General features: G+C 36.7%; 20 protein-coding genes and 1 tRNA gene. 5 read left to right on the top strand and 16 right to left on the bottom strand.

Going from position 1 to position 20784, the window contains the following annotated elements; translation table 11 throughout:
• The first annotated feature begins 44 nt into the window (after positions 1-44).
• Positions 45-118: transfer RNA gene (locus tag UGRO018_RS11345), tRNA-Thr, on the top strand.
• Positions 119-256: 138 nt separating this feature from the next.
• On the opposite strand, the gene amrS is transcribed toward UGRO018_RS11345, so the two are convergent.
• From amrS to UGRO018_RS11295, 10 genes are all read right to left on the bottom strand, one after another.
• Complete coding sequence (gene amrS / locus UGRO018_RS11340) at positions 257-1069, bottom strand: AmmeMemoRadiSam system radical SAM enzyme (RefSeq protein WP_416326601.1); 813 nt, start codon at positions 1067-1069, stop codon at positions 257-259.
• Positions 1059-2363 (bottom strand): AmmeMemoRadiSam system protein A, encoded by a 1305-nt coding sequence (gene amrA, locus UGRO018_RS11335; protein ID WP_416326600.1) that lies wholly within the window; start codon positions 2361-2363, stop codon positions 1059-1061. Before amrA ends, amrS begins: the two co-directional genes overlap by 11 nt.
• Before the next feature lie 329 nt (positions 2364-2692).
• On the bottom strand, positions 2693-3664 hold the full coding sequence (mreB, locus tag UGRO018_RS11330) for a rod shape-determining protein (protein ID WP_416326599.1): 972 nt from the start codon (positions 3662-3664) through the stop codon (positions 2693-2695).
• 113 nt (positions 3665-3777) lie between these two features.
• The gene (locus UGRO018_RS11325) at positions 3778-4089 is read right to left on the bottom strand and encodes a YbjQ family protein (RefSeq protein ID WP_416326598.1); all 312 of its coding nucleotides are present in this window, start codon (positions 4087-4089) and stop codon (positions 3778-3780) included.
• Positions 4070-4288 carry a hypothetical protein gene (locus UGRO018_RS11320; protein ID WP_416326597.1) on the bottom strand — a complete coding sequence of 73 codons (219 nt, stop codon included), beginning with the start codon at positions 4286-4288 and terminating at the stop codon, positions 4070-4072. The genes UGRO018_RS11325 and UGRO018_RS11320 overlap by 20 nt, the downstream gene beginning before the upstream one ends.
• Positions 4289-4429: 141 nt before the next feature.
• A complete protein-coding gene (locus UGRO018_RS11315; RefSeq protein WP_416326596.1) occupies positions 4430-5431 on the bottom strand; it encodes a GGGtGRT protein in 1002 nt (333 codons plus the stop codon).
• An 11-nt stretch (positions 5432-5442) separates the two neighbouring features.
• Entirely contained in the window at positions 5443-6135 is a 693-nt protein-coding gene (locus UGRO018_RS11310; RefSeq protein WP_416326595.1) for an iron-sulfur cluster assembly scaffold protein, read from the bottom strand.
• Between the two features lie 243 nt (positions 6136-6378).
• Positions 6379-6936 carry a histidine phosphatase family protein gene (locus tag UGRO018_RS11305; protein WP_416326594.1) on the bottom strand — a complete coding sequence of 186 codons (558 nt, stop codon included), beginning with the start codon at positions 6934-6936 and terminating at the stop codon, positions 6379-6381.
• Positions 6933-7706: a histidinol-phosphatase HisJ family protein gene (locus tag UGRO018_RS11300; protein ID WP_416326593.1), complete on the bottom strand. Its 774-nt coding sequence runs from the start codon at positions 7704-7706 to the stop codon at positions 6933-6935. The genes UGRO018_RS11305 and UGRO018_RS11300 overlap by 4 nt, the downstream gene beginning before the upstream one ends.
• A gap of 95 nt (positions 7707-7801) precedes the next feature.
• Entirely contained in the window at positions 7802-8170 is a 369-nt protein-coding gene (locus UGRO018_RS11295; protein ID WP_416326592.1) for a hypothetical protein, read from the bottom strand.
• 336 nt (positions 8171-8506) lie between these two features.
• On the opposite strand from UGRO018_RS11295, the gene UGRO018_RS11290 reads away from it, so the two are divergent.
• Genes UGRO018_RS11290 through UGRO018_RS11275 form a run of 4 tightly spaced genes read left to right on the top strand, consistent with a single transcriptional unit; the run spans position 8507 to position 13218 of the window.
• Positions 8507-9670, top strand: coding sequence for a galactokinase (locus UGRO018_RS11290; protein ID WP_416326591.1), 1164 nt, complete (start codon positions 8507-8509; stop codon positions 9668-9670).
• A 29-nt stretch (positions 9671-9699) separates the two neighbouring features.
• Positions 9700-11193, top strand: a complete 1494-nt coding sequence (gene galT, locus UGRO018_RS11285) for a UDP-glucose--hexose-1-phosphate uridylyltransferase (RefSeq protein WP_416326590.1) — start codon at positions 9700-9702, stop codon at positions 11191-11193.
• Positions 11183-12205, top strand: a complete 1023-nt coding sequence (locus tag UGRO018_RS11280) for an aldose epimerase family protein (protein WP_416326589.1) — start codon at positions 11183-11185, stop codon at positions 12203-12205. The genes galT and UGRO018_RS11280 overlap by 11 nt, the downstream gene beginning before the upstream one ends.
• Positions 12206-12216: 11 nt before the next feature.
• Positions 12217-13218, top strand: coding sequence for a LacI family DNA-binding transcriptional regulator (locus UGRO018_RS11275; RefSeq protein ID WP_416326588.1), 1002 nt, complete (start codon positions 12217-12219; stop codon positions 13216-13218).
• 28 nt (positions 13219-13246) lie between these two features.
• Here UGRO018_RS11275 and UGRO018_RS11270 read toward each other — a convergent pair whose 3' ends face one another.
• From UGRO018_RS11270 to UGRO018_RS11245, 6 genes are all read right to left on the bottom strand, one after another.
• Positions 13247-13708, bottom strand: a complete 462-nt coding sequence (locus UGRO018_RS11270; protein WP_416326587.1) for a thioredoxin domain-containing protein — start codon at positions 13706-13708, stop codon at positions 13247-13249.
• A gap of 74 nt (positions 13709-13782) precedes the next feature.
• Positions 13783-14193: a C-GCAxxG-C-C family protein gene (locus UGRO018_RS11265; protein WP_416326586.1), complete on the bottom strand. Its 411-nt coding sequence runs from the start codon at positions 14191-14193 to the stop codon at positions 13783-13785.
• Complete coding sequence (locus UGRO018_RS11260; protein ID WP_416326585.1) at positions 14190-14840, bottom strand: SGNH/GDSL hydrolase family protein; 651 nt, start codon at positions 14838-14840, stop codon at positions 14190-14192. The genes UGRO018_RS11265 and UGRO018_RS11260 overlap by 4 nt, the downstream gene beginning before the upstream one ends.
• 68 nt (positions 14841-14908) lie before the next feature.
• Positions 14909-16339, bottom strand: coding sequence for an aspartate ammonia-lyase (locus tag UGRO018_RS11255; protein WP_416326584.1), 1431 nt, complete (start codon positions 16337-16339; stop codon positions 14909-14911).
• Between the two features lie 867 nt (positions 16340-17206).
• The gene (locus UGRO018_RS11250) at positions 17207-18601 is read right to left on the bottom strand and encodes an ATP-binding protein (RefSeq protein WP_416326583.1); all 1395 of its coding nucleotides are present in this window, start codon (positions 18599-18601) and stop codon (positions 17207-17209) included.
• A gap of 426 nt (positions 18602-19027) precedes the next feature.
• A complete protein-coding gene (locus UGRO018_RS11245; protein ID WP_416326582.1) occupies positions 19028-20698 on the bottom strand; it encodes a hypothetical protein in 1671 nt (556 codons plus the stop codon).
• Positions 20699-20784: the final 86 nt, after the last annotated feature.

Here is a 20784-nt window from a genome sequence, read left to right as displayed (position 1 = left end):
TTATAAAAATATATTATAATATAATAGCTTTCAAGCAGTATCAAGCCGACATAGTATAGTGGTAATACAGAGCAATGGTAATGCTCAGCGCGCAGTTCAATTCTGCGTGTCGGCACCATGTAACATTGAAGCCTTTGTCAAAAGGCTTTTTTTGTGTCTTCTCAAAACCATATCCGGTAATCTTATAATCCTGTTCAATAAAAAAAATCCCACTTTCAACGAATAAATGAAAGTGAGAACATGATCATGGGTTGATTTAACAATTTCCTAAATACACAAAATTCAAATACTTTCTAGCAACGCCATACAGCTCTTTCAAGATATCAACATTGGTAGGTGCTATCTTACATTGGTATGCCGGGAAATATCTTGTAAGATGCAAAGGAATATCAGGATCAATTGAAGCAATCCATGCGGCTTCTTCTTCCATATCACGTATAGAATCATTTCTTCCCGGTATGATCAAGGTCGTAAGCTCTACATGCGTATAGGCACTACTAATCACGATTGTCTGTTTGACCTGTTCTAAATTTCCTTGAATATCCTGATAGAATTTAGGTTGTATAGATTTTAGATCAATATTCATCGCATCAATATAAGGTAATAGATCCAACAGATAGTTGGAGGAAATCGCTCCATTGGTCACAACAACATTTTTCAACTGATGATCATGTGCAAGTCTTGCACAATCATAAACAAACTCGTAGCTGATCAATGGTTCATTATACGTATATGCAATTCCTATATTACCTTGTTGTTTCATATCTTCTCCAAGAAATACGATATCTTCCGGTGTAACTCTTTCAAATTCAGGTTCCGGTTTTTGACTGATGGTGTAATTCTGACAAAAATCACAATGAAAATTACATCCACTACTTCCAATAGATAAGATCTTGCTTCCGGGATGAAAGTGTGCAAAAGGCTTTTTTTCTATAGCATCCAAAGCAATCGATGTCACTTTTCCATACTGCAAAGGAACAATGCTTCCGTTTACACAACCTCTGGCCTTACAGAAACCGTCTTTCCCTTCCGCTATTTCACAATGATGAAAACATAGATCACATTTCATAATGTCGTACCACCTCAAATCTTTGAAGATAAAACGGGTCATTTCCATCCATTCCGGCCTTTGTCAGCGCAATTCTCACTTGATCCTCAACTGTGTCCACGCCAACCAAATCGGGCAAAAGAAGGCCTCTATGGTGATCATCTCCTACGATGATGCCATAACGCTTCACATCCAGTTCATTTAATGAATCAATATCCTCAGGTTCACTCAAGACATCTACACTATATTCCAAAAGAGGTAGTTCTTCATAGGTGATACAATGAAATCTTGGATCTCTTGTACCTGCGGCAATGGCATTTGCGATGATCTCCTCACCTGCGCTATCTTTTGTAGGCAAGATCGTACCGATACAACCTCTTAATTCCCCATGTTTTTTCAGGGAAACAAATACCGCTGCCGGTTGATATAATTCTTTTGGAATACAGGATGCAGGTAGCACGCTATGATATTTTATGTAATACTCTAATGCCATTTTAGCCAAAGCCACATAAAGATCTTGTTCAATTGATATGGAGGCAATAAGATAGCCTACACCAAAGACCCCTTCATAAGATAATACATTTGTTTGATGAGAAAATCGTGATAATACACCTGCCAGCATTAAGAAAGTAGGAAAACCACATTGTGCACTTTCTTCTACAATGGTTTCATCCATTCGTAACAATGCATCAAAATCATTGCTTTTAAAGATGGAAAGTATCTTTTGATCAAATATCGGACCTTCCTTACTGAATCCATATGGACCATCTGATTTTAACTTATGAGAAAGATCACCACTTGCTATCACGATAACTCGCTTTTTACTTTCTCTTAATACATGAGCGATACATTGACCGAATTGATATTGAATTTCCCTATCTAAATCACTTACTGCGATTCTCACGATTTGAAAATCCTCTAGCTCTTGTTCGATAAAATACAGCGGCACCATAGTGCCATGGTCTAATTGTGCTGAATGATCACCTAATAATCCTGCTGGTAGATTGGCTTTTTGGGCTTCCTCTTGTATCTGTAATGCCAGTTCAGTATCATAAACCTCATAAAATTTGACATCTGAGGCATGAAAGTTTGCAAAATCACCATATGCTTCCTTCCCTGAAGAGATCGATATATAATCATAATATGCCGGTGCATGCGATGAGAAGAAAAGAATGGTATCCGGTTGTAGATGGGCGATTTCTTTCGCAATCTTATGGTAAGCTACTTGTGTCTTTGCGATTTTTTCTTCTTCTCCTTTTCCGATCTCTGATAAGATGATCGGAGGATGAGGAACTGTGTATGCTGATAATAACATCTTCATCACCTCTTATGGTTTCATTATAGCACGATTAAGTGAAACAGGACGATTGTTTTAGGTACTTCATATTGCTTTGTCATAAGAATGGGAGTATCTTTGAATAGGAGGCAATCGACCTGTTTCGCCTATAAGAGTAACATAAATTTTTCCAAAAGTTACAAAAATGAAAAATTCTTATATTTTTTGTGCAAATTATTAAAATTTCCTTTCATTTTTTGAAAAAATGTTGCTTTAACAACCTAAAGATCATGAAGTTATGATCTACCAAAAAAAAGAGAAAAAACTAGAACAAGGGGTCCTAAAAAAAACAGATCAAATCGATCTGTTTATAAATTTTCAAGCATGATCTGGCAACCATCTACAACACATTTCAATGCATTTTCTGCTACATATACCGGTATTTTTAACTCATCTTTCATTAACTGATCAAGGTTCTTTAATAAAGCTCCTCCACCGGTCAATACCAATCCATGTTGAACGATATCTGAAGCAAGTTCCGGAGGTGTTACTTCAAGAATGGTCTTTGTCGCATGAACGATTTCACGAAGGCTTTGATGGATCCAAGTTTCTACTTCATTTGCATTTATTTCAATTGCATGAGGTAATCCGGTTTCTACATCTCTACCACTGATACTGATGGTTTCTGGATCATTACTTGGAATAGCATTCGCAATCTTCACTTTGATTTCATCTGCAGTTTGTTCCCCAATGTACATTTTTTTCTGTACACGTACATTCTCAATGATATCTTGTGTAATACGATTACCAGCGGTTTTAATTGAAGTCGAGCAAACGATGTCACCTAATGACAATACTGCAATATCACTGGTTCCACCACCGATATCCAATACCATGTTTCCACTGGCTTTTCCGATATCAAGACCGGCACCCAATGCCGCAATCTTTGGTTCCTCTTCTAAATAAACCTTCTTTGCCCCTGCACGATATGCACAATCTCTGATTGCATTTTTCTCTACACTGGTTATTTTCGTAGGATGACAAATCAGAATGACATTTTTCTGAAACATCCCTTTCAAATCACATTTTTTTAAAAAATAATTTAACATCATATCTGTTGCTTCGAAATCCGCAACAACGCCATCTTTCAAAGGGCGGATACATATCATATTTTTAGGTGTACGTCCCAACATATCTCTTGCATCTAATCCTGCTGCGATACATTTTTTAGATTGCGCATCTACAGTGATAATAGAGGGCTCATCCACAACAACACCTTTATTGTCGACACAGATCAATAAATTGGTCGTACCCAAATCGATTCCTATCTTTCTAGCCATACTTTTCCTTCTTTCCAACTTTTTGTAAAATACCAATAATAATATACCACAGAAATGATGATAAAACTATTACAATTTCCATTTTTTTCAAAAGAAAAGAACCTCAAAAGGTTCTATTGAAATCGCACCGCAGTACCATAAGCGATGACCTCTGCAGCACCACCCATGATGGCACTAGAAGCATAACGTATATTCACAATGGCATCGGCTCCCATACCTTCCGCTTCTTCCACCATACGTTTTGTCGCAAGTGCTCTGGCTTCATTCATCATATCATTATAAGCCTTTAATTCTCCACCAACCAATGTTTTAAATCCTTGAGAAATGTCTTTTCCGATATTTTTGGTTTGGATGGTACTTCCTTTCACTAAACCAAGCATTTCTAACTCTTTTCCTGTAATGTAATCAGTATTGACTAAGATCATCTTCTTCACCACTCCTTATCTCATCAATGCGCTCTTTTACTACATGAATCCAAAGAAACAAAAGAGCAGTCATGGGTATTCCCAACATGATCATTAGAAAGCCATTTCTATCTGACCATAAGATCAACGCTATCCATAATAGAAAGTACCCTGTTACTAAGATACCGATAAGGATCGGCGCAACCATTTTTTTGTTCATCACAGCTCCTCCTTCTTTTCTTTATGATATAGCCATTTTAATAAAACTGCAAGACATTTCCATGATTGTTATGTTTTTCTAATCAAATATAGAAAAAGATGATTTCAAAGGAAATCATCTTACTTTTTCATAGAATATGAATTATTTGTTCATTGCCTCAGCGATTGCTACTGCAACAGCAACACTAGCTCCAACCATTGGGTTATTACCCATACCGATCAGACCCATCATCTCAACGTGAGCAGGAACTGAAGAAGAACCGGCGAACTGTGCATCTGAGTGCATACGTCCCATAGTATCAGTCATACCATAAGAAGCAGGACCAGCAGCCATGTTATCTGGGTGAAGGGTACGTCCTGTACCACCACCTGAAGCTACAGAGAAGTATTTCTTACCCTGTTCGATACATTCTTTTTTGTATGTACCTGCAACTGGGTGCTGGAAACGAGTTGGGTTTGTAGAGTTACCAGTAATGGATACGTCTACACCTTCGTGATGCATAACAGCAACACCTTCACGTACATCATCTACACCGTAGCAGTTAACAGCAGCTCTTTCTCCATTAGAGTAAGAAGTTCTGCTTACTTCACTTAATTCACCTGTGAAATAATCGAATTTAGTTTCTACATAAGTAAATCCATTGATACGAGAAATGATTTTTGCAGCGTCTTTTCCTAAACCGTTTAGGATAACACGAAGTGGTTCTTTACGTGCTTTGTTAGCGTTACGAGCGATACCGATTGCACCTTCAGCAGCAGCGAAAGATTCGTGTCCTGCAAGGAATGCGAAACATTTTGTATCATCGTTCAATAACATAGCAGCTAGGTTACCATGACCTAAACCAACTTTACGATCATCAGCAACAGATCCTGGAATACAGAAAGCCTGAAGACCTTCACCTAAAGATTTTGCTACATCATAAGCTGTTTTATCACCTTTTTTGATTGCGATAGCAGCACCTACGATGTAAGCCCAGCTAGCGTTTTCAAAACAAATTGGCTGAATTTCTTTTACAAGGTTGTAAACATCTACACCTTTATCATCACATAGTTTTTTTGCTTCTTCGACGGAAGAAATACCATATGAGTTTAATACTTCATTGATTTTATCAATACGTCTTTCGTATCCTTCAAATAATGCCATGATTTTTCCTCCTATTCGTGTCTTGGGTCGATATATTTAACAGCATCTGCATAACGACCGTAAGTTTTCTTAGCGTTGTTCAATGCTTCTTCAGCATTTACACCTTTTTTAACAGCATCCATGAAAACACCCATGTTTACATATTCGTAACCAATGATTTCACTGTTTTCATCTAATCCCATTTTCAGGATGTAGCCTTCAGCAAGATCCAAGTAACGAGGACCCTTTACTTTGGTAGAATAAATCGTACCTACCTGAGAACGAGTTCCTTTACCTAAGTCTTCCAAACCAGCACCTACAGGAAGTCCGTTTTCAGAGAATGCAGACTGAGTACGTCCGTAGATGATCTGTAAGAACAATTCACGCATAGCAGTATTGATTGCATCACATACAAGGTCAGTGTTTACTGCTTCCAGTAAAGTCTTTCCTACGATTGCCTCACTTGCCATCGCAGCGGAGTGAGTCATACCTGAACAACCAATCGTTTCGATCAATGCTTCTTCGATGATACCTTCCTTTACGTTTAACGTTAATTTGCAGGCACCCTGTTGTGGAGCACACCATCCGATACCGTGTGTTAAACCAGAGATGTCTTTGATTTCTTTTGAGTAAACCCATTTTCCTTCTTCAGGAATAGGAGCACATCCGTGACTAGCGCCGCATGTTACTGGGCACATGTTTTCAACTTCTTTTGAATAAATCATGTCATTTCTCCTTTCTCGTGTCATCCATGATTTTACCAATGTATGCTACTTTCTATGAAAAAGTTGTAGCCTTGGTTTATCGCATATTTCTACCCTCTATCATAGAAATATATGTTTGGGAACTTTTTCACAAGTATTGTGAAAGTCGTTTTCCCACTCTTTAATTTTAAATCTTTTCCCATGTCCTGTCAATGCTAAAGGCGCCTTTTATTCTTACATAGCCCCGAAAAAAAAAGGGATTTTTCATCCCTTTTCACACATCTGCTTCTTCTTACTTTCTCTTTGTGCGACTTCACAGTTTTTCAAGATCAAAGAAGTCAGCTCTTTCTTTTTGTATTCCTCATTGAAATAGCATTGAAATGGAATGCTCACACCCCCATGTGCTACCAATAAAATATTGTGATCGATGGCTTCTTCTTGTATCATATCCAAGAAACGATATACTCGCTCAAATAGATCCTCTACTGATTCCATCCCATATTTCGCCTGTGTATCCAATACCCAGAAGCTTTGAAAATCCCATTCGCTTTTATGACTTCCTTCCAATTCTCCAAAATGGCGTTCCAAAAGTCGTTCATCTTCTGAAACGGCCAACCCTCTATCGGCAATGATCCAATTTGCGGTTTCTCTGGTACGCTTTAATGGGGAACAATACACCTTATCGATAGGTATCTCTTTTAACCATTCCCCTACCTGCTTTGCCTGAGCGATCCCTTCCTCATTTAATGGAATATCACTTTGTCCTTGTAGAAGACCTTGTTTATTCCAATCCGTTTGTCCATGTCGTACAAAATAGATCATTTTGTTATCTCCTGTATGAATTTCCCTACATCTTGAGGCTGATGTGCATCACTTGCGGTCATGATCTTTACACCATGATTCTTTAAGATTGCAAGAAACACAGGATTGGTCCCGATATCTTCATGACCATAACGATAATGGATCCCGGTATTGTTTTCCATATAAACATCATGTTCTTTCGCAAGCTTAGCGAGTTTTTCGTAGGTTGGAACTAAATCATAATTCGGCACATCATGAAACAGCTTTAACTGATCCGGATGTCCGATCTGAGTAAACAAATCGCTACCAATCATATCTTCCATGATTTCATAATAACGTCGATAAATCTCATCGGTATCAAATCGATCCCACAAAATTTCCCTGGAAAAGCTTTTCATATCGTATAATCTACCATCAATAGAATGAATGCTACCAATCACAAAATCATAAGGATATCTAGATAACACATCCTGAATCAAAGCTTTATCCTGAGGTGCATAGCACACCTCTAAGCCAAAGCGTACCTCGATCGGTAATGCTTTAGAGCGAACCTCTTCTATCAATTCGTGATATACACGAAGCGGTTCTAATTTTTTCTTATCAAACCACGCCTTTTGTTGAGGGGCTGTTTCTTTTAACACTTCATACATTGGCGCAAATTCCTCAAATCGATGAGTATGATCCAATATTTGTATCGTATCCATTCCTGCCTTTACTCCGGCATTTACAAATTCCATAACATAGTCCACACTTAATGGGCCATTTTCCAAATGCATATGTCCATCAATCATTTGATTCGCCTCCCTTTTTTTATTTATTATACACGTTAAACGCAAAAAACGCCAAAATTTCACAAGTAAAACAAAAAAATAGCAGTGATTACCTGCTATTGTGCCATAAATCCTTCTGGTTTTCTCGGAAAAGATATCAATGGATTTTCCATAAGCTCTATCTCATCTAATGCTTCTTCCTTTTCTAAATCAACGGATGCACTTTCTGCGATCAAGCCGGCATCGATCATAGACCCGATCATTTCCGTATATTCTAAGATATCTTTATAAGATGTGCGTATTCTTCCTTCTTTATCCTGTAGTAAAGAAATACGGATCTTATTTTCAAATTGTCCGTTTGCGATCGTCACGATCATATTTCCTATTGTTTTATGATAACGAATAAATCCTTCCCCCGTATGTTCACAACAGCGAAACCCAAAACTGCGTAAAAAAGATAAAGCATCATCATTTTTGATCTTCATTCGTATGTCCTCCATTATTTTGTTTTTATAAGATATGCATGAATGATCTTGTTGGTTTAAAAAAAACCAATCAGAAATAGAATTTACCTTCTATATGCTTATTATACATGAAGATTACGCCTTTTCCAATGTTTTTTCATGGAATTCAACAAAACCATCGAAAATCATTCTTTATCTCTTTAAAAGTATAAATTTCTGATTTGAGATGATTGCTATCTTTTTCACTTTTAGTAAACTTTTTACCAGTTTTACCAACTTATTTTACTAAATTTATTGACATTTAGTAAACCGTTGCTTATAGTGATGATAGAGCTTACAAGCAAAGGAGAGATCACTATGAAAGCAGAACTTATCAACCAGTTTCAAGAACGCTACAAACATGCAGGAGAGCTGTTCTTTTCTCCAGGACGTGTCAATCTCATCGGAGAACATACAGATTATAATGGAGGAATGGTATTTCCTTGTGCCATTACCTATGGTACTTATGCAGTTGCGGCATTGCGTAAGGATCAGGAAGTCCATTTTTATTCCAATAATTTTGCGAAGAAAGGTGAAATCGTCTGTGACATTACCTCATTACATTATGATGAAAAAGATGATTGGGCAAATTATGCCAAAGGTGTCATCTATTATGTTCAGGAAAAAGGCTATCGATTATCCACCGGTTTTGATATCTTAATTGAAGGCAACATTCCCAATGGAGCAGGCTTAAGCAGTTCCGCATCGTTAGAAGTACTGATTGGAACCATTCTTAAAGACTTATATGACTTTGATATAGATCCTATCGATATCGTTAAGATTGCTCAAGAAGCAGAAAATAAGTTTGTCGGTATGAATTGTGGGATCATGGATCAATTCATCATCGGTATGGGAAAAAAGGATCATGCCATCGCTTTAAATACCGCTACGCTTGCGTATACGTATGCTCCTGTGAAGTTAAAAGATGCTAGCATCGTTATCATGAATACATGCAAACAAAGAGGTCTTATGGATTCTAAATATAATGAGCGTAGAAAAGAATGTGAAACAGCCTTAAAAGAATTGCAAACCAAAGCTGATATTCAAAACCTTTGTGATTTAAGCGTTTTAGAATTCGATCAGATCAAGGATACCATCCAAAGTGAGGAACGTATGCGTCGAGCAAAGCATGCCATTCATGAAAACGAACGTGTAAAACTTGCAATCAATGCGTTATCAAAGGATGACCTTACTACCTTTGGTCAATTGATGAATGCTTCTCATATTTCTTTACGTGATGATTATGAAGTGACAGGGATCGAATTAGATACCTTAGTAGAAGCCGCATGGAAACAACCCGGTACCATAGGAGCCAGAATGACCGGTGCCGGTTTCGGTGGATGTGCCATTGCCATCGTATCCAATCCTATGATCGAAGCATTTCAAGAAAAGGTAAGAAAGGAATACTTAGATAAGATCGGTTATGCTTGTGATTTCTATATCGCATCGATTGGTGATGGCGCACGAAAAGTGGTAGAATAAAAGAAAGAAAAGAAAGCAGGAGAATAATCATGAATAAAACGATCAAACGCCTTGTAAATTACGGCTTGGCACACCATCTTTTAAAAGAAGAGGATGTCATCTATGTAACCAATCAGCTTTTGGATGTCTTACACCTTCAAGACTATGAAGATGTAGCAATGGAAGAAGAGTCACTCTCTTCCCCTCAGGAAATTCTCGATGAAATGCTTCATTATGCCATTGAAAAAGGAATCATTGAAGATACTACGGTATCTAAAGAGCTATTGGATACTCGCATCATGAATTGTCTGATGCCAAGACCCAGTGAAGTCATTCAAACATTCAAAGAACATTATGCACACAGTCCGAAGGAAGCAACAGATTATTATTATGAATTGAGTCGTGCCAGCAATTATATGCGCACCGATCGCATTGCGAAGGATTTACATTGGGTTACCGAAACCAAGTATGGTCCCATCGATATCACCATCAACCTCAGTAAGCCGGAAAAAGATCCTAAAGATATCGCCAAAGCAAAATTATTACCACCTAGCAAATATCCAAAATGTTTATTGTGTAAAGAAAATGAAGGCTATGCCGGAACACTATCACATCCCGCTAGAAACAATCATCGTATCATTCCTTTGGATTTAAATCAAAAACGTTACTATCTGCAATACTCCCCTTATTCCTATTACAATGAACATTGTATCGTATTCAATGCAGAGCACATTCCGATGGTAATCAATGAAAATAATTTTCGTTGTTTATTAGCGTTTGTGAAGACCTTTCCACATTACTTCCTTGGTTCCAATGCAGATTTACCGATCGTAGGTGGAAGTATTTTGACACATGATCACTTCCAGGGAGGAAACTATACCTTTGCCATGGAAAGAGCCGCCATGAAAGAGGAAATCAAGAGTGAAAAATTCCCTGAAGTAAGCTATGGTCGTGTAATTTGGCCACTTAGCGTTTTGCGTCTTCGTTCATTAAGCATCGAACCATTGATTGCCTGTGCTATGGATGTATTACATCTTTGGCAACATTATGATGATGAACAAGTAGATATCCTATCACATAGTGGCGATACACCACATAATACCATTACACCGATTGCAAGAAAGAAAAACGGATATTATGAATTGGATCTTACCTTGAGAAATAATCGTACCACAAAAGAATATCCTATGGGCATCTTTCATCCGCATGCACAATTACATCATATCAAAAAGGAAAACATCGGATTGATCGAAGTCATGGGATTAGCCGTATTACCAAGTCGCTTAAAAAAGGAACTTGCGCAAATCGAGGAATGTTTATCAAAGAATGAAGCATTAAGTGAAGACTTAGCCATTCACAAAGACTGGTATGAGCATTTGAAAACCATCTCCAAAGATACACCAAAGGAAGAACTTCATACGCTGATTCAAGATGAAGTTGGTCATATCTTTGAACAGGTCTTAGAGGATGCAGGCATCTTCAAACAGGATGAAAAAGGACAAGCTGCCTTCTTACGTTTTGTGAAGCAGTTGAATGGAAATTAATATGAAACAAGTCGCAATATATCAAAAAGAGCCAGTATATGAATATACGATTGAAAATGAGGTACTGAAAGTTACCGTTTTAAATTATGGTGGTACCATCAGTGGTATCTATTATAAAGAGCATGGAAGCATGACCAATATGGTTGCCAGCTTTCTAAATCCACAGGACTATATCGATCAAGGCGGCCCTTACCTGAATGCCCTTGTCGGACCGTTTGCAGGTAGAATTGCTTATGGGCGTTATGAGGATCAAGGAACACATCAACTCAGCATCAACAATGGGGCACATCATCTTCATGGAGGAAATCATGGAATCAGTAGACAATTGTTTACGATCTCACAACCAAACAGCACGAGCCTAAAACTTCATTTAGAAACCGATCATGAAGCAGATGGTTATCCACAAGGTACCTATCTCTATGATATCTTATATGAAATCCATCAGGATACCTTTACGATATCCTATCATGCCACCCCACCTGCTCGCTCTCTTCTTAATATGACAAGCCATCTTTATTTTAATCTAAATGGCATGAAAGAGAGTATCCGCCATCATCAATTAAAACTTTGTTCCACAAGGAAATGTAAAATAGAGAAAGAATGTCATCCAAGTGAACTATATTCTATCAAAAAGAACGGTGCTTATGATTTTTCCACACTTCGTGACATACAGTCCAATTTAGATAAAAAAGATCCGGAATTTCTAAACACCTTATATTATGATACTCCTTTTTTACTGGATGAAGGTGTGATCACGCTATATGATCCAAGTTCTCAACATCGTCTTGATATCACCACAGATGAATCAAGCGTCGTAGTGTATACAGCCAATTGGTTTGATGAAAGCTTAATTTTTGAAAACGGAATGACCGGTGCTCCTTTATGTTGCATCGCTTTAGAAACACAAGATGTACCAAATGGAATTAATTTGGTTGGTTATCCACATCATCAAATAGCGGATCCTACTCATCCATATACGCAAACCACACACTATCGTTTTACGAAATCATAGGAGGTACTTTCATGGCAACCATCAAAGACATCGCAGAAAAGGCAAAGGTATCAAGTGCAACCGTATCACGCATATTGAATGAAGACACCTCATTGAATGTCCCTGAATCAACCAGAAGTCGTGTCTTTCAGATTGCCAATGAACTGCATTATGTCAAAAAAGGAAAAAACAAAAAGAATGAAAAGGCATTGACCTTTGCTATTGTCCAATGGTATTCTTTAAAACAAGAATTAGAAGACAATTATTATTTCACTATTCGTATGGGAGTGGAAAATTATTGCAGTGCACATGGGATCGCTTTAAAAAGAATATTTAAAGATGATATGGATATTGAGGAAAATTTAAATGATGTAGATGGTATCGTTTGTATCGGTAAGTTTTCCACATCGCAAATCAAAAAGTTTGCGAAACATCAAGAGAATATCTTATTTGTGGATATGGAAGTAAAGGATCATAGTGAACATTGCATCGTGTTAGATTTTGCGCAAGCCATTCATGATTTGATCGAACATATCCATCAATGCGGTCATCATCAAGTGGCTTATCTAAGTGGAAAAGAACATACCCAAGATGGTAGCTTATATGAAGACCCCAGAAAAATAGCATTTCTACGTTATGCGAAAGAATATGCGTTAGATGCCATTATTCTAGAGGAACAATTTTCTATGGAAAGCGGTTATGAAATGGCATCCACACTTTTGACACAACATCCTGATATCACCGCAATCATTTGTGCAAGTGATCCTATCGCATTAGGAGCAATGCGCTCCTTACAAGAACATGGTATCCAGATTCCCCAACAAATCAGCATTACCGGATTCAATGATATCAATGCTTCCAGCTATTGTACCCCTCCCCTCACTACCATTCATGCGCCAAGTGAAACCATGGGAGCATATGCCGCTGAATTCCTACATCATCAAGCAGGAAAAATCAAACGATTGCCTGTCAAAGTGGTACTACCTTGTACCCTCATACAGCGTGCCAGTACCAGAAGCATAAAGGAACCATAAAAAAAAGAATTCATGAGAATTCTTTTTTTTACTTCTCTGTTTCTTTTGTATAATCAATATCTTTATTTAACTGATGTTTATCTACCCAATCATTAAAGTTCTTTTCTTCACCGAGATCCACAGCATCTGCGTCAAAATGATCTTCGATCTTTCCATCTTTTACATAATACAGATCCGGAGTTCCATTCATTTCAGGGAAGTAGACTCTGATATCTTCCAACATCGCATTAAATTCATCCTCAGACATGACATCACGGTTTAAGGAAACCTCATACAAGGTAACATCATGCTCTGGCAAATACGTATCCAACATCTTCTTAAATTTATTACAGTATCCACAATTTGGTTGTGTAAATACGATCGCAAAGCTTTCCTTTTGATCCATCTTTTCCTTCATCTGTTCCACAGTAGTATCTTTTATTCGTTTAGCAGAACAACCCGTGATCAGAAAACATAATGCACACAAACCAATACATAGAAATTTCTTCATAGTACTACCTCCATATTACTGAATTAGTATACGGCATTTTCTGTCAAATTACAAATCATTTATCTGTAACAGCTTTATAAAGTCTCATCCAAAATCTGACATGCCAATTCCACACAAGTACGACAACATGCCTTTTTCCCATCTATCAACGTTTGATCATGAGTTCTTAAGATCTCATGGCAGTTAAGACTACCTATGTTATCTTGAAATTGTTGAAGCTTTGGTTGTAAATGTGCATACGTCATAAGTTTTCCATCAGGCATATGTGACATATCCTCACATACACGATAACTTTCTACCATCGTAAGACCACTGATCACACCACACGTATGTCCCATATGCGCTACTCCTCCTCCAAAGCCTTCCATCAAACGAAATATCATTTCTTCCTTAAGTCCCAATTCTTCTGCATAACTACAGGCAACTGCCTGGGCACAATTATACCCTTCCACAAATCTCTTGATCGCCGCTTCTTTATGATTCATTTCGTCCTCCTCTTTATTTTCATTTCTTCTAATTTACAAGCCATTGCCTGAGCCAATTGCTCATGTTGATCGATATCCATATGCATACCATCAACTTTACTTGCCTTTGCATATCGTGCAGCATCTAAGAAAGCACAATCATATGTTTCTGCGACTTCTTCTAGATACTTTGCTAATTGCGTACTGTTTTCATACTCTTCTTTACCATAATCCAACATAGAACCATCCATCTTCCAAATATCCTCATGAAGATGAATCGGTGAAACCAATAAGATATCCGGTATCGGATATTTTTCATTCGCATACGGATCCTTGATCATACGAATCAGCGTTTTCGCTCCTCTTGCGATCATCTCACTACACAAATGAAATTGACGCTTCAAATCATTGGTACCAAGCATGATAACCACGATATCTAATGGCATATGAGATTTCAATAAATAAGGCAATACGTCCTTCCCATTGGCAAGATCACAATAAGGATCATGTAACACAAAGGTACGCCCATTCGATCCCTCTTCTATGATGTCATCCTCTTTCATAAGCTCTTGTAAAATACCGGTATAACGTTGATGCTTTTCATAACGAAGTCCGTTTGTAGGATCATAGCCCCATGTATTGGAATCGCCGAAACATAAAATTCTCATATCATCACATCCCTATTTAGTATAGCGAAACCAACACATAAAATCAATCATCGCAAAAAGAAAACGGCTTATCTGCCGCTTCCCTTTTTATGCATTCCCGGAATACCGGCTCTTGTCATCTCATTGATATCCAATACCTCATCCAGTTTTTCTTTTGTCATTAAATTATGCTCTAAGATCAATTCTCTTAATTTACGATTTTCTTTCAATGCTTGTTTCGCAATCTTACTTGCATTTGCATAACCGATATGTGGTGCCAAGGCAGTTGCCGTACCTAATGAATTTTCCATGACCTCACGACAATGTTCCTTATTGGCAATGATGCCGACAATACAATTATCACGTAATGTATAACAAGCATGTGTCAATAAATCAATGGATTGAAATAGGTTAAAGAATAACACCGGTTCAAATACATTCAATTCCATCTGTCCTGCTTCTGCGGCTTTTGTAATGGTCAGATCATTTCCAAACACTTGGAAGCATACCTGGTTACAAACCTCTGGAATGACAGGATTGACCTTACCCGGCATAATAGAACTTCCCGGTTGACGTGCAGGTAATAAGATCTCGGATAATCCCGTCTTTGGTCCTGATGCCATCAAACGAAGGTCATTACACATCTTAGATAAATTAACACAGAACGTCTTTAACGAACTATGCGCAAACACAAATGGATCTACATTTCTTGTACCATCAATTAAGTCTTTAGCGCTGGTTAATTCTACTTGTGAGATTTCAGATAGATAACGTACTGCGATCTTTTTATAACGTTCATCGGTATTGATTCCCGTACCTACTGCTGTCGCACCTATGTTGATGCTCTTCAAGCTATAAAACGCTGTACGAATTCTTCGGATATCACGTACCAATGCTGTCGCAAACGCATGAAATTCCTGTCCCATACGAATCGGTACAGCATCTTGAAGATGGGTTCTACCAAGTTTGATGACATCTTGAAATTCCAAGCTCTTATCTAACAAGGATTCCTCTAACAGTTGAATTTCTTCTAACAATCCATTCACCAAAAACAGACAAGCTAATTTTCCCGCAGTAGGAAAAACATCATTGGTAGACTGTCCGAAGTTTACATTGTCATTTGGATGAATATAATCATAAACACCCAATGGTTTTCCTGCAAGCTGTGCTGCACGATTGGCAATGACCTCATTGGCATTCATATTGGTACTTGTTCCCGCACCACCTTGAATCACATCCGTAATAAACCATTGATCCAATTTACCTGAAATTACCTCATCACATGCTTGTGTGATATATCCGCATTTCTCATCATCTAAATGTCCGCATTCATTATTTGCTAAGGCGCAGGCCTTCTTCACCATACCCAAAGCTTTTACCATCATCGGATGGGTTTTTTGATATGTTATTGGGAAGTTTCTTGTAGCACGTACCGTCTGTACACCATATAAGGCATCAATCGGTACTTCTACCTCTCCCAAAGAATCTCTCTCTATTCGATATTGTTGTGTTGGCTCCATTATTCATTCCTCCTCGATACTATCTTACACCTTATCGATGGCGAAACATAGAAATCTCTTTCCTAATAGAACGTAAGTTTTTACTGTTTTTTTCCTAAGTATTAGGAACTGACACAGATGTAATCTTTTCATCAAGAAAAAGCATATTTTTTACATATACAAAGATTTATTTCCATCCTATTTCAATGTATGAATACTGTGTTTGAGTATATATATTCTTATTTCGAAGCATTATTTACAACTGGAGAATATTGATTTATATATTAAGGCAAGACAATGAACTTTAACTTGAATGAACGAAAAAAGATTAGCTGCACATAGAGTATCATTTATATGCATCTCATTCCTTTTTATATTTTTTAGCTTTATAATTCTAAATTTTATTTGTTGAACGATTGCTTGAATTCTAACCTCATCCATAAGCGGATTCTTTTTAACTATGTCTTCTACTTCTTGTTCAAAACCTCAAATTTTGTAATATCTAACCAAGATAAGTCATTTACTAATGCTTATTGCGCTTCAACGGAAGATTTAAAAAGGTTCTTAATTATTAAAACTATTTCCACCCTTCATAAGATAATGTTGCCTATGATCGACTTCTCTTTCAATAAACATAACAACATCTCCATTTTATTAAATCGTGATTTACTAAATCATGATTTACTAAAATATAAACCTTGTGAACAAAATATTCAAGTTTCTCATTCCTTAAAACATGATTGTATATCGCTCTTTATAATGAGGCAAGACAATGAACTTTAACTTGAATGAACGAAAAAGGATTAGTTGCACATAGAGTATCATTTATATGCATCTCATTCCTTTTTATGAATGATTTCCATATCTTCGCTGAAATCATGATTCCACTCAATGGTAAGCGTTAAATAAATCATCAATTGTTAATAAAATTGCTCCATCTATTCTTGATTGTCGTTTTACGGGTTCTGTATATCCTGATTTACTTACAAAATACAAATACTTTTCTTCAAGATCAGGAAATGCTTTTGTTGCATTTACAAGATCGATATATTCTTCATAAGGCATGGGAACTGATGTGAATTTACATTCCATAAAGATTGCTTTTTTGCCACTTTGATCAATTGCCAAAACATCAACATCATCTTGTGCCTTGATACTTGGATTGTTACCCCACCATTTTCCTATAGAAAAAGGGATAAATGGAAGTTTTCTTTTCTTTGCTTGATGGATCAAATATTCTTTGCATACTCCTTCAAACACTTCTCCCATAAGATTTGAAATATCCTTCATAATTTCTTCAGCTGCATCCTTTACTCCTAACATTGTATAATATACATTGTTCGTAAATTCATATCGAAACCAGAATCTTAAGAAGTTATCTTTTATTACATAAATCGATTTCTTAGCTTTTTCACTCTCACCACATGGAACTCTTTTTTCAACCAAGCGCAATGTTTGAAGCGTTATTATATATTTGGAAACTTTTGTTCGATCTTCATGTATATAATCTGCGATATCTATGATTCTATTTCTTCCATTCGCAATTGCAGAAAGTATGGAATTATAGGTATTTGTTTCTCGTAATTTTGCCTTCAATAAATTTTCAGGTTCTTCATATAAATAAGAACCATTTCGAATGATTTTAGAAGCTATATTTTCCTCAATTGATTTATTCGCATCAAAAGCTTCTAAATATCTCGGGATACCACCTAAAATACCATAAGCAATCAGCTTATCTTCATTGCTATAGTTAGGGAAGAAGTTACTACTTTCTAAATAATCAAATGGTATTATTTCTAGGGTTGCTGTTTGTCTATCATGCAATGGACTTTTGCTTCCCATGATTTCATTTTCCATGACACTAACAGAAGAACCACAAAGAATTAAAAAGATATTTTTATTTTTCCAATGATGATCAATCACATGTTGTAGAAGAGATTTTACTGAAGGATTTTCTTCAATGATATATGGGAATTCATCAATAATAAGTACTGTTCTATCTTGTACTTTATTACCTATATAAGAAAATGCGTCTTCCCAACTTTTAAATGATGAAATGAATTGTTGATCAAAATGAAGTTGAATTATTTTTGAGAAATCTCCTAAATTTAATGCATCATTTTTTTCACGTGCAGGAAAAAAAATAGCGTTTACGTGTTTTGAAAATTCTTGTAGAAGTGTTGTTTTTCCTACTCTTCTTCGTCCATACATTACAAGAAATTCGAATCGTTCACTTTCATATAATTCATTCAAATAGTTTAATTCTTCTATTCTTCCTAACATAGCATGCCTCCGTTCATATTTGTATACTCATAAGTATTATAATCTAAAGTATACAATCAATCAATTACTCTAAAATCATTTCATTCTAACTCTAATTGATTGATTTGTTTCATGAAGATTCCTTTATAAAATTATGAATAACCATCTTTATCTAAAGCTTAATGAACACTTTTCAAAGAAAACATTTGACCCACTATTTTTTCTATTTCTTTCATAATCGTGATACGCTATGTTTCAAATCTTTCATCAAAGAACGAATGGTTTAAGTGGAGATAGAATCTATGGTTGTGTAACTTGGACAAGCATAGTGAATGAAGTCGTAGGTATAAGAAAAACTCCAATTATAATTGATACATAAAAAGAAACGTGAGTCACTTATAAACTCACGTTCTTACATTGCATTCATTGCTAGTATACCAGCACTCACTATTTAATATCTTTGATCAACTTGATTCCATCACCATCGACATAGCTGATATCCAATTGATCACCACTCTTCAAAAACACCAGTTTATCTTCATATTTCGTGTGAAACGTCATTTTAAATATCTCGTCCTTATCACTTTGAATATAATAAATGGTATTTCCTTCCACATTAATCATTTGAACGTTTTTCACCTTAATGCGTTGTTCTTGTAAGCTTTCTTCACTGATATCATCGCTGCTTCCAAGCATCGTAATGGTCTTTTTCAATAAATCATTTAATGTTTCATCACTTGATACTGTCGCAACCTTTTGATAATCAATAGCGGAAACCATCGCATACATTTTGATCAAGCCATTATCTTTCAATGAAGTCAAATACACAGGATTGCCTTTGACATTGATCAAAAGTGGGAACGTTGCCTGATAGCCATAGTTTTTCACTTGTGATTCCGCAGAAGACATCGCACTTGTTTCATTGGCTCCGGCAGTCGCAATCTTCATTGCTTCATGTGTTCTCATATTGACCAATACAAATCCAAGATTGGATGCATCCGCATTTACACTGGTAATACCACTATACAACCAAATGTCACCATTCTTCTCCAAATAGTTATAACCTTCACTGGTTACGGTAACACCCTTCTGTGAAAGCTTACTATTCCAATATCCATCCTTTAAGCTTCCATTATCATCCAATTCTTCGATCAACAAACTCTCAGGAAAAATACGATCTGCCCAAGAAGGGATATCACCGATTTTATACTTTGTGGAATCTCCGCTAATCGGATCCAAGAAAACAGCTCCGGTAACCTTTTTCTTTGTACCTACACCTTGATAAGTATACGTTGTACAAATATACCAAGGATGACCATCCTCATCGATTTCAAAACTTGGAGAACCAAAAATTTCCGTAGGATAAGAAAAACGTAAATGGCGCATCAAATTCTTATTCAAATACGCACTAGGAACATATTTCATTCCTTCTAAGCCTAGATCTTTTAGTTTCACCAACTCGGTCTTACCTGAAGTACTATCCACTGTGATATAAGCAGGAATACCTTCTGACATATTCTTTACATACTTGATCACACCATTATAAGTCAACGGTGTTACTCGATAGACACTATCTTTATATGAAATCTGCGTATATTCGTCACTGACATTAAACTGAGAAACCCATTCTGTCATATTTCCCATGACCTTATCTCCCAAACGTTGAGAACTATCACGATCAATGATCGGTGTCTTCGTAAAATCTACTTCGGGAATCTCAGAGAAAGATACATCTTGTACATCAATACGTTTTGCATAGCTTTTCGCATGGAACACTCGACTGGTCACAAACATGGTAACGCTTGGAAAAACAATGATGACAACCAACAACAAAATGCTATACTTACAAATGCTTCCCCACTTTTTCTGACGTGGCGTCATCGTTGTATTTTCATAAACATTTTGTGTTTTCTGGAACCATTTCATCCCTTTGAATGCCTGTATCTTTTCCTTAGAGAAAGAATAGATGATCAACAACACTAAAATAGGACCCATTACCAATACCAGAAATTCCCAGAACTCCGGTGCATGCCAATTCATTGGTGGCAACATCACATAATATACCACACCTACGATCAATGCGTAGGGTATCGCTAAAAACGGTAAACTTTTCTTCATTTCATCACCTCAAAATCAAAACCTGTGATAACTATAACACACTTTCGTAAAATAAAAAAGCAGAAAGGAAAAGCGTACACCTTCCA

Source organism: Hoskinsella mucinilytica (assembly GCF_045223415.1).
In the GTDB taxonomy this organism is placed as follows: Bacteria; Bacillota_I; Bacilli_A; order Erysipelotrichales; family Erysipelotrichaceae; genus Hoskinsella; species Hoskinsella mucinilytica.
The sequence above is the reverse complement of the archived record's forward strand: the minus strand, read 5'-3'. Positions and strand labels throughout refer to the sequence as shown.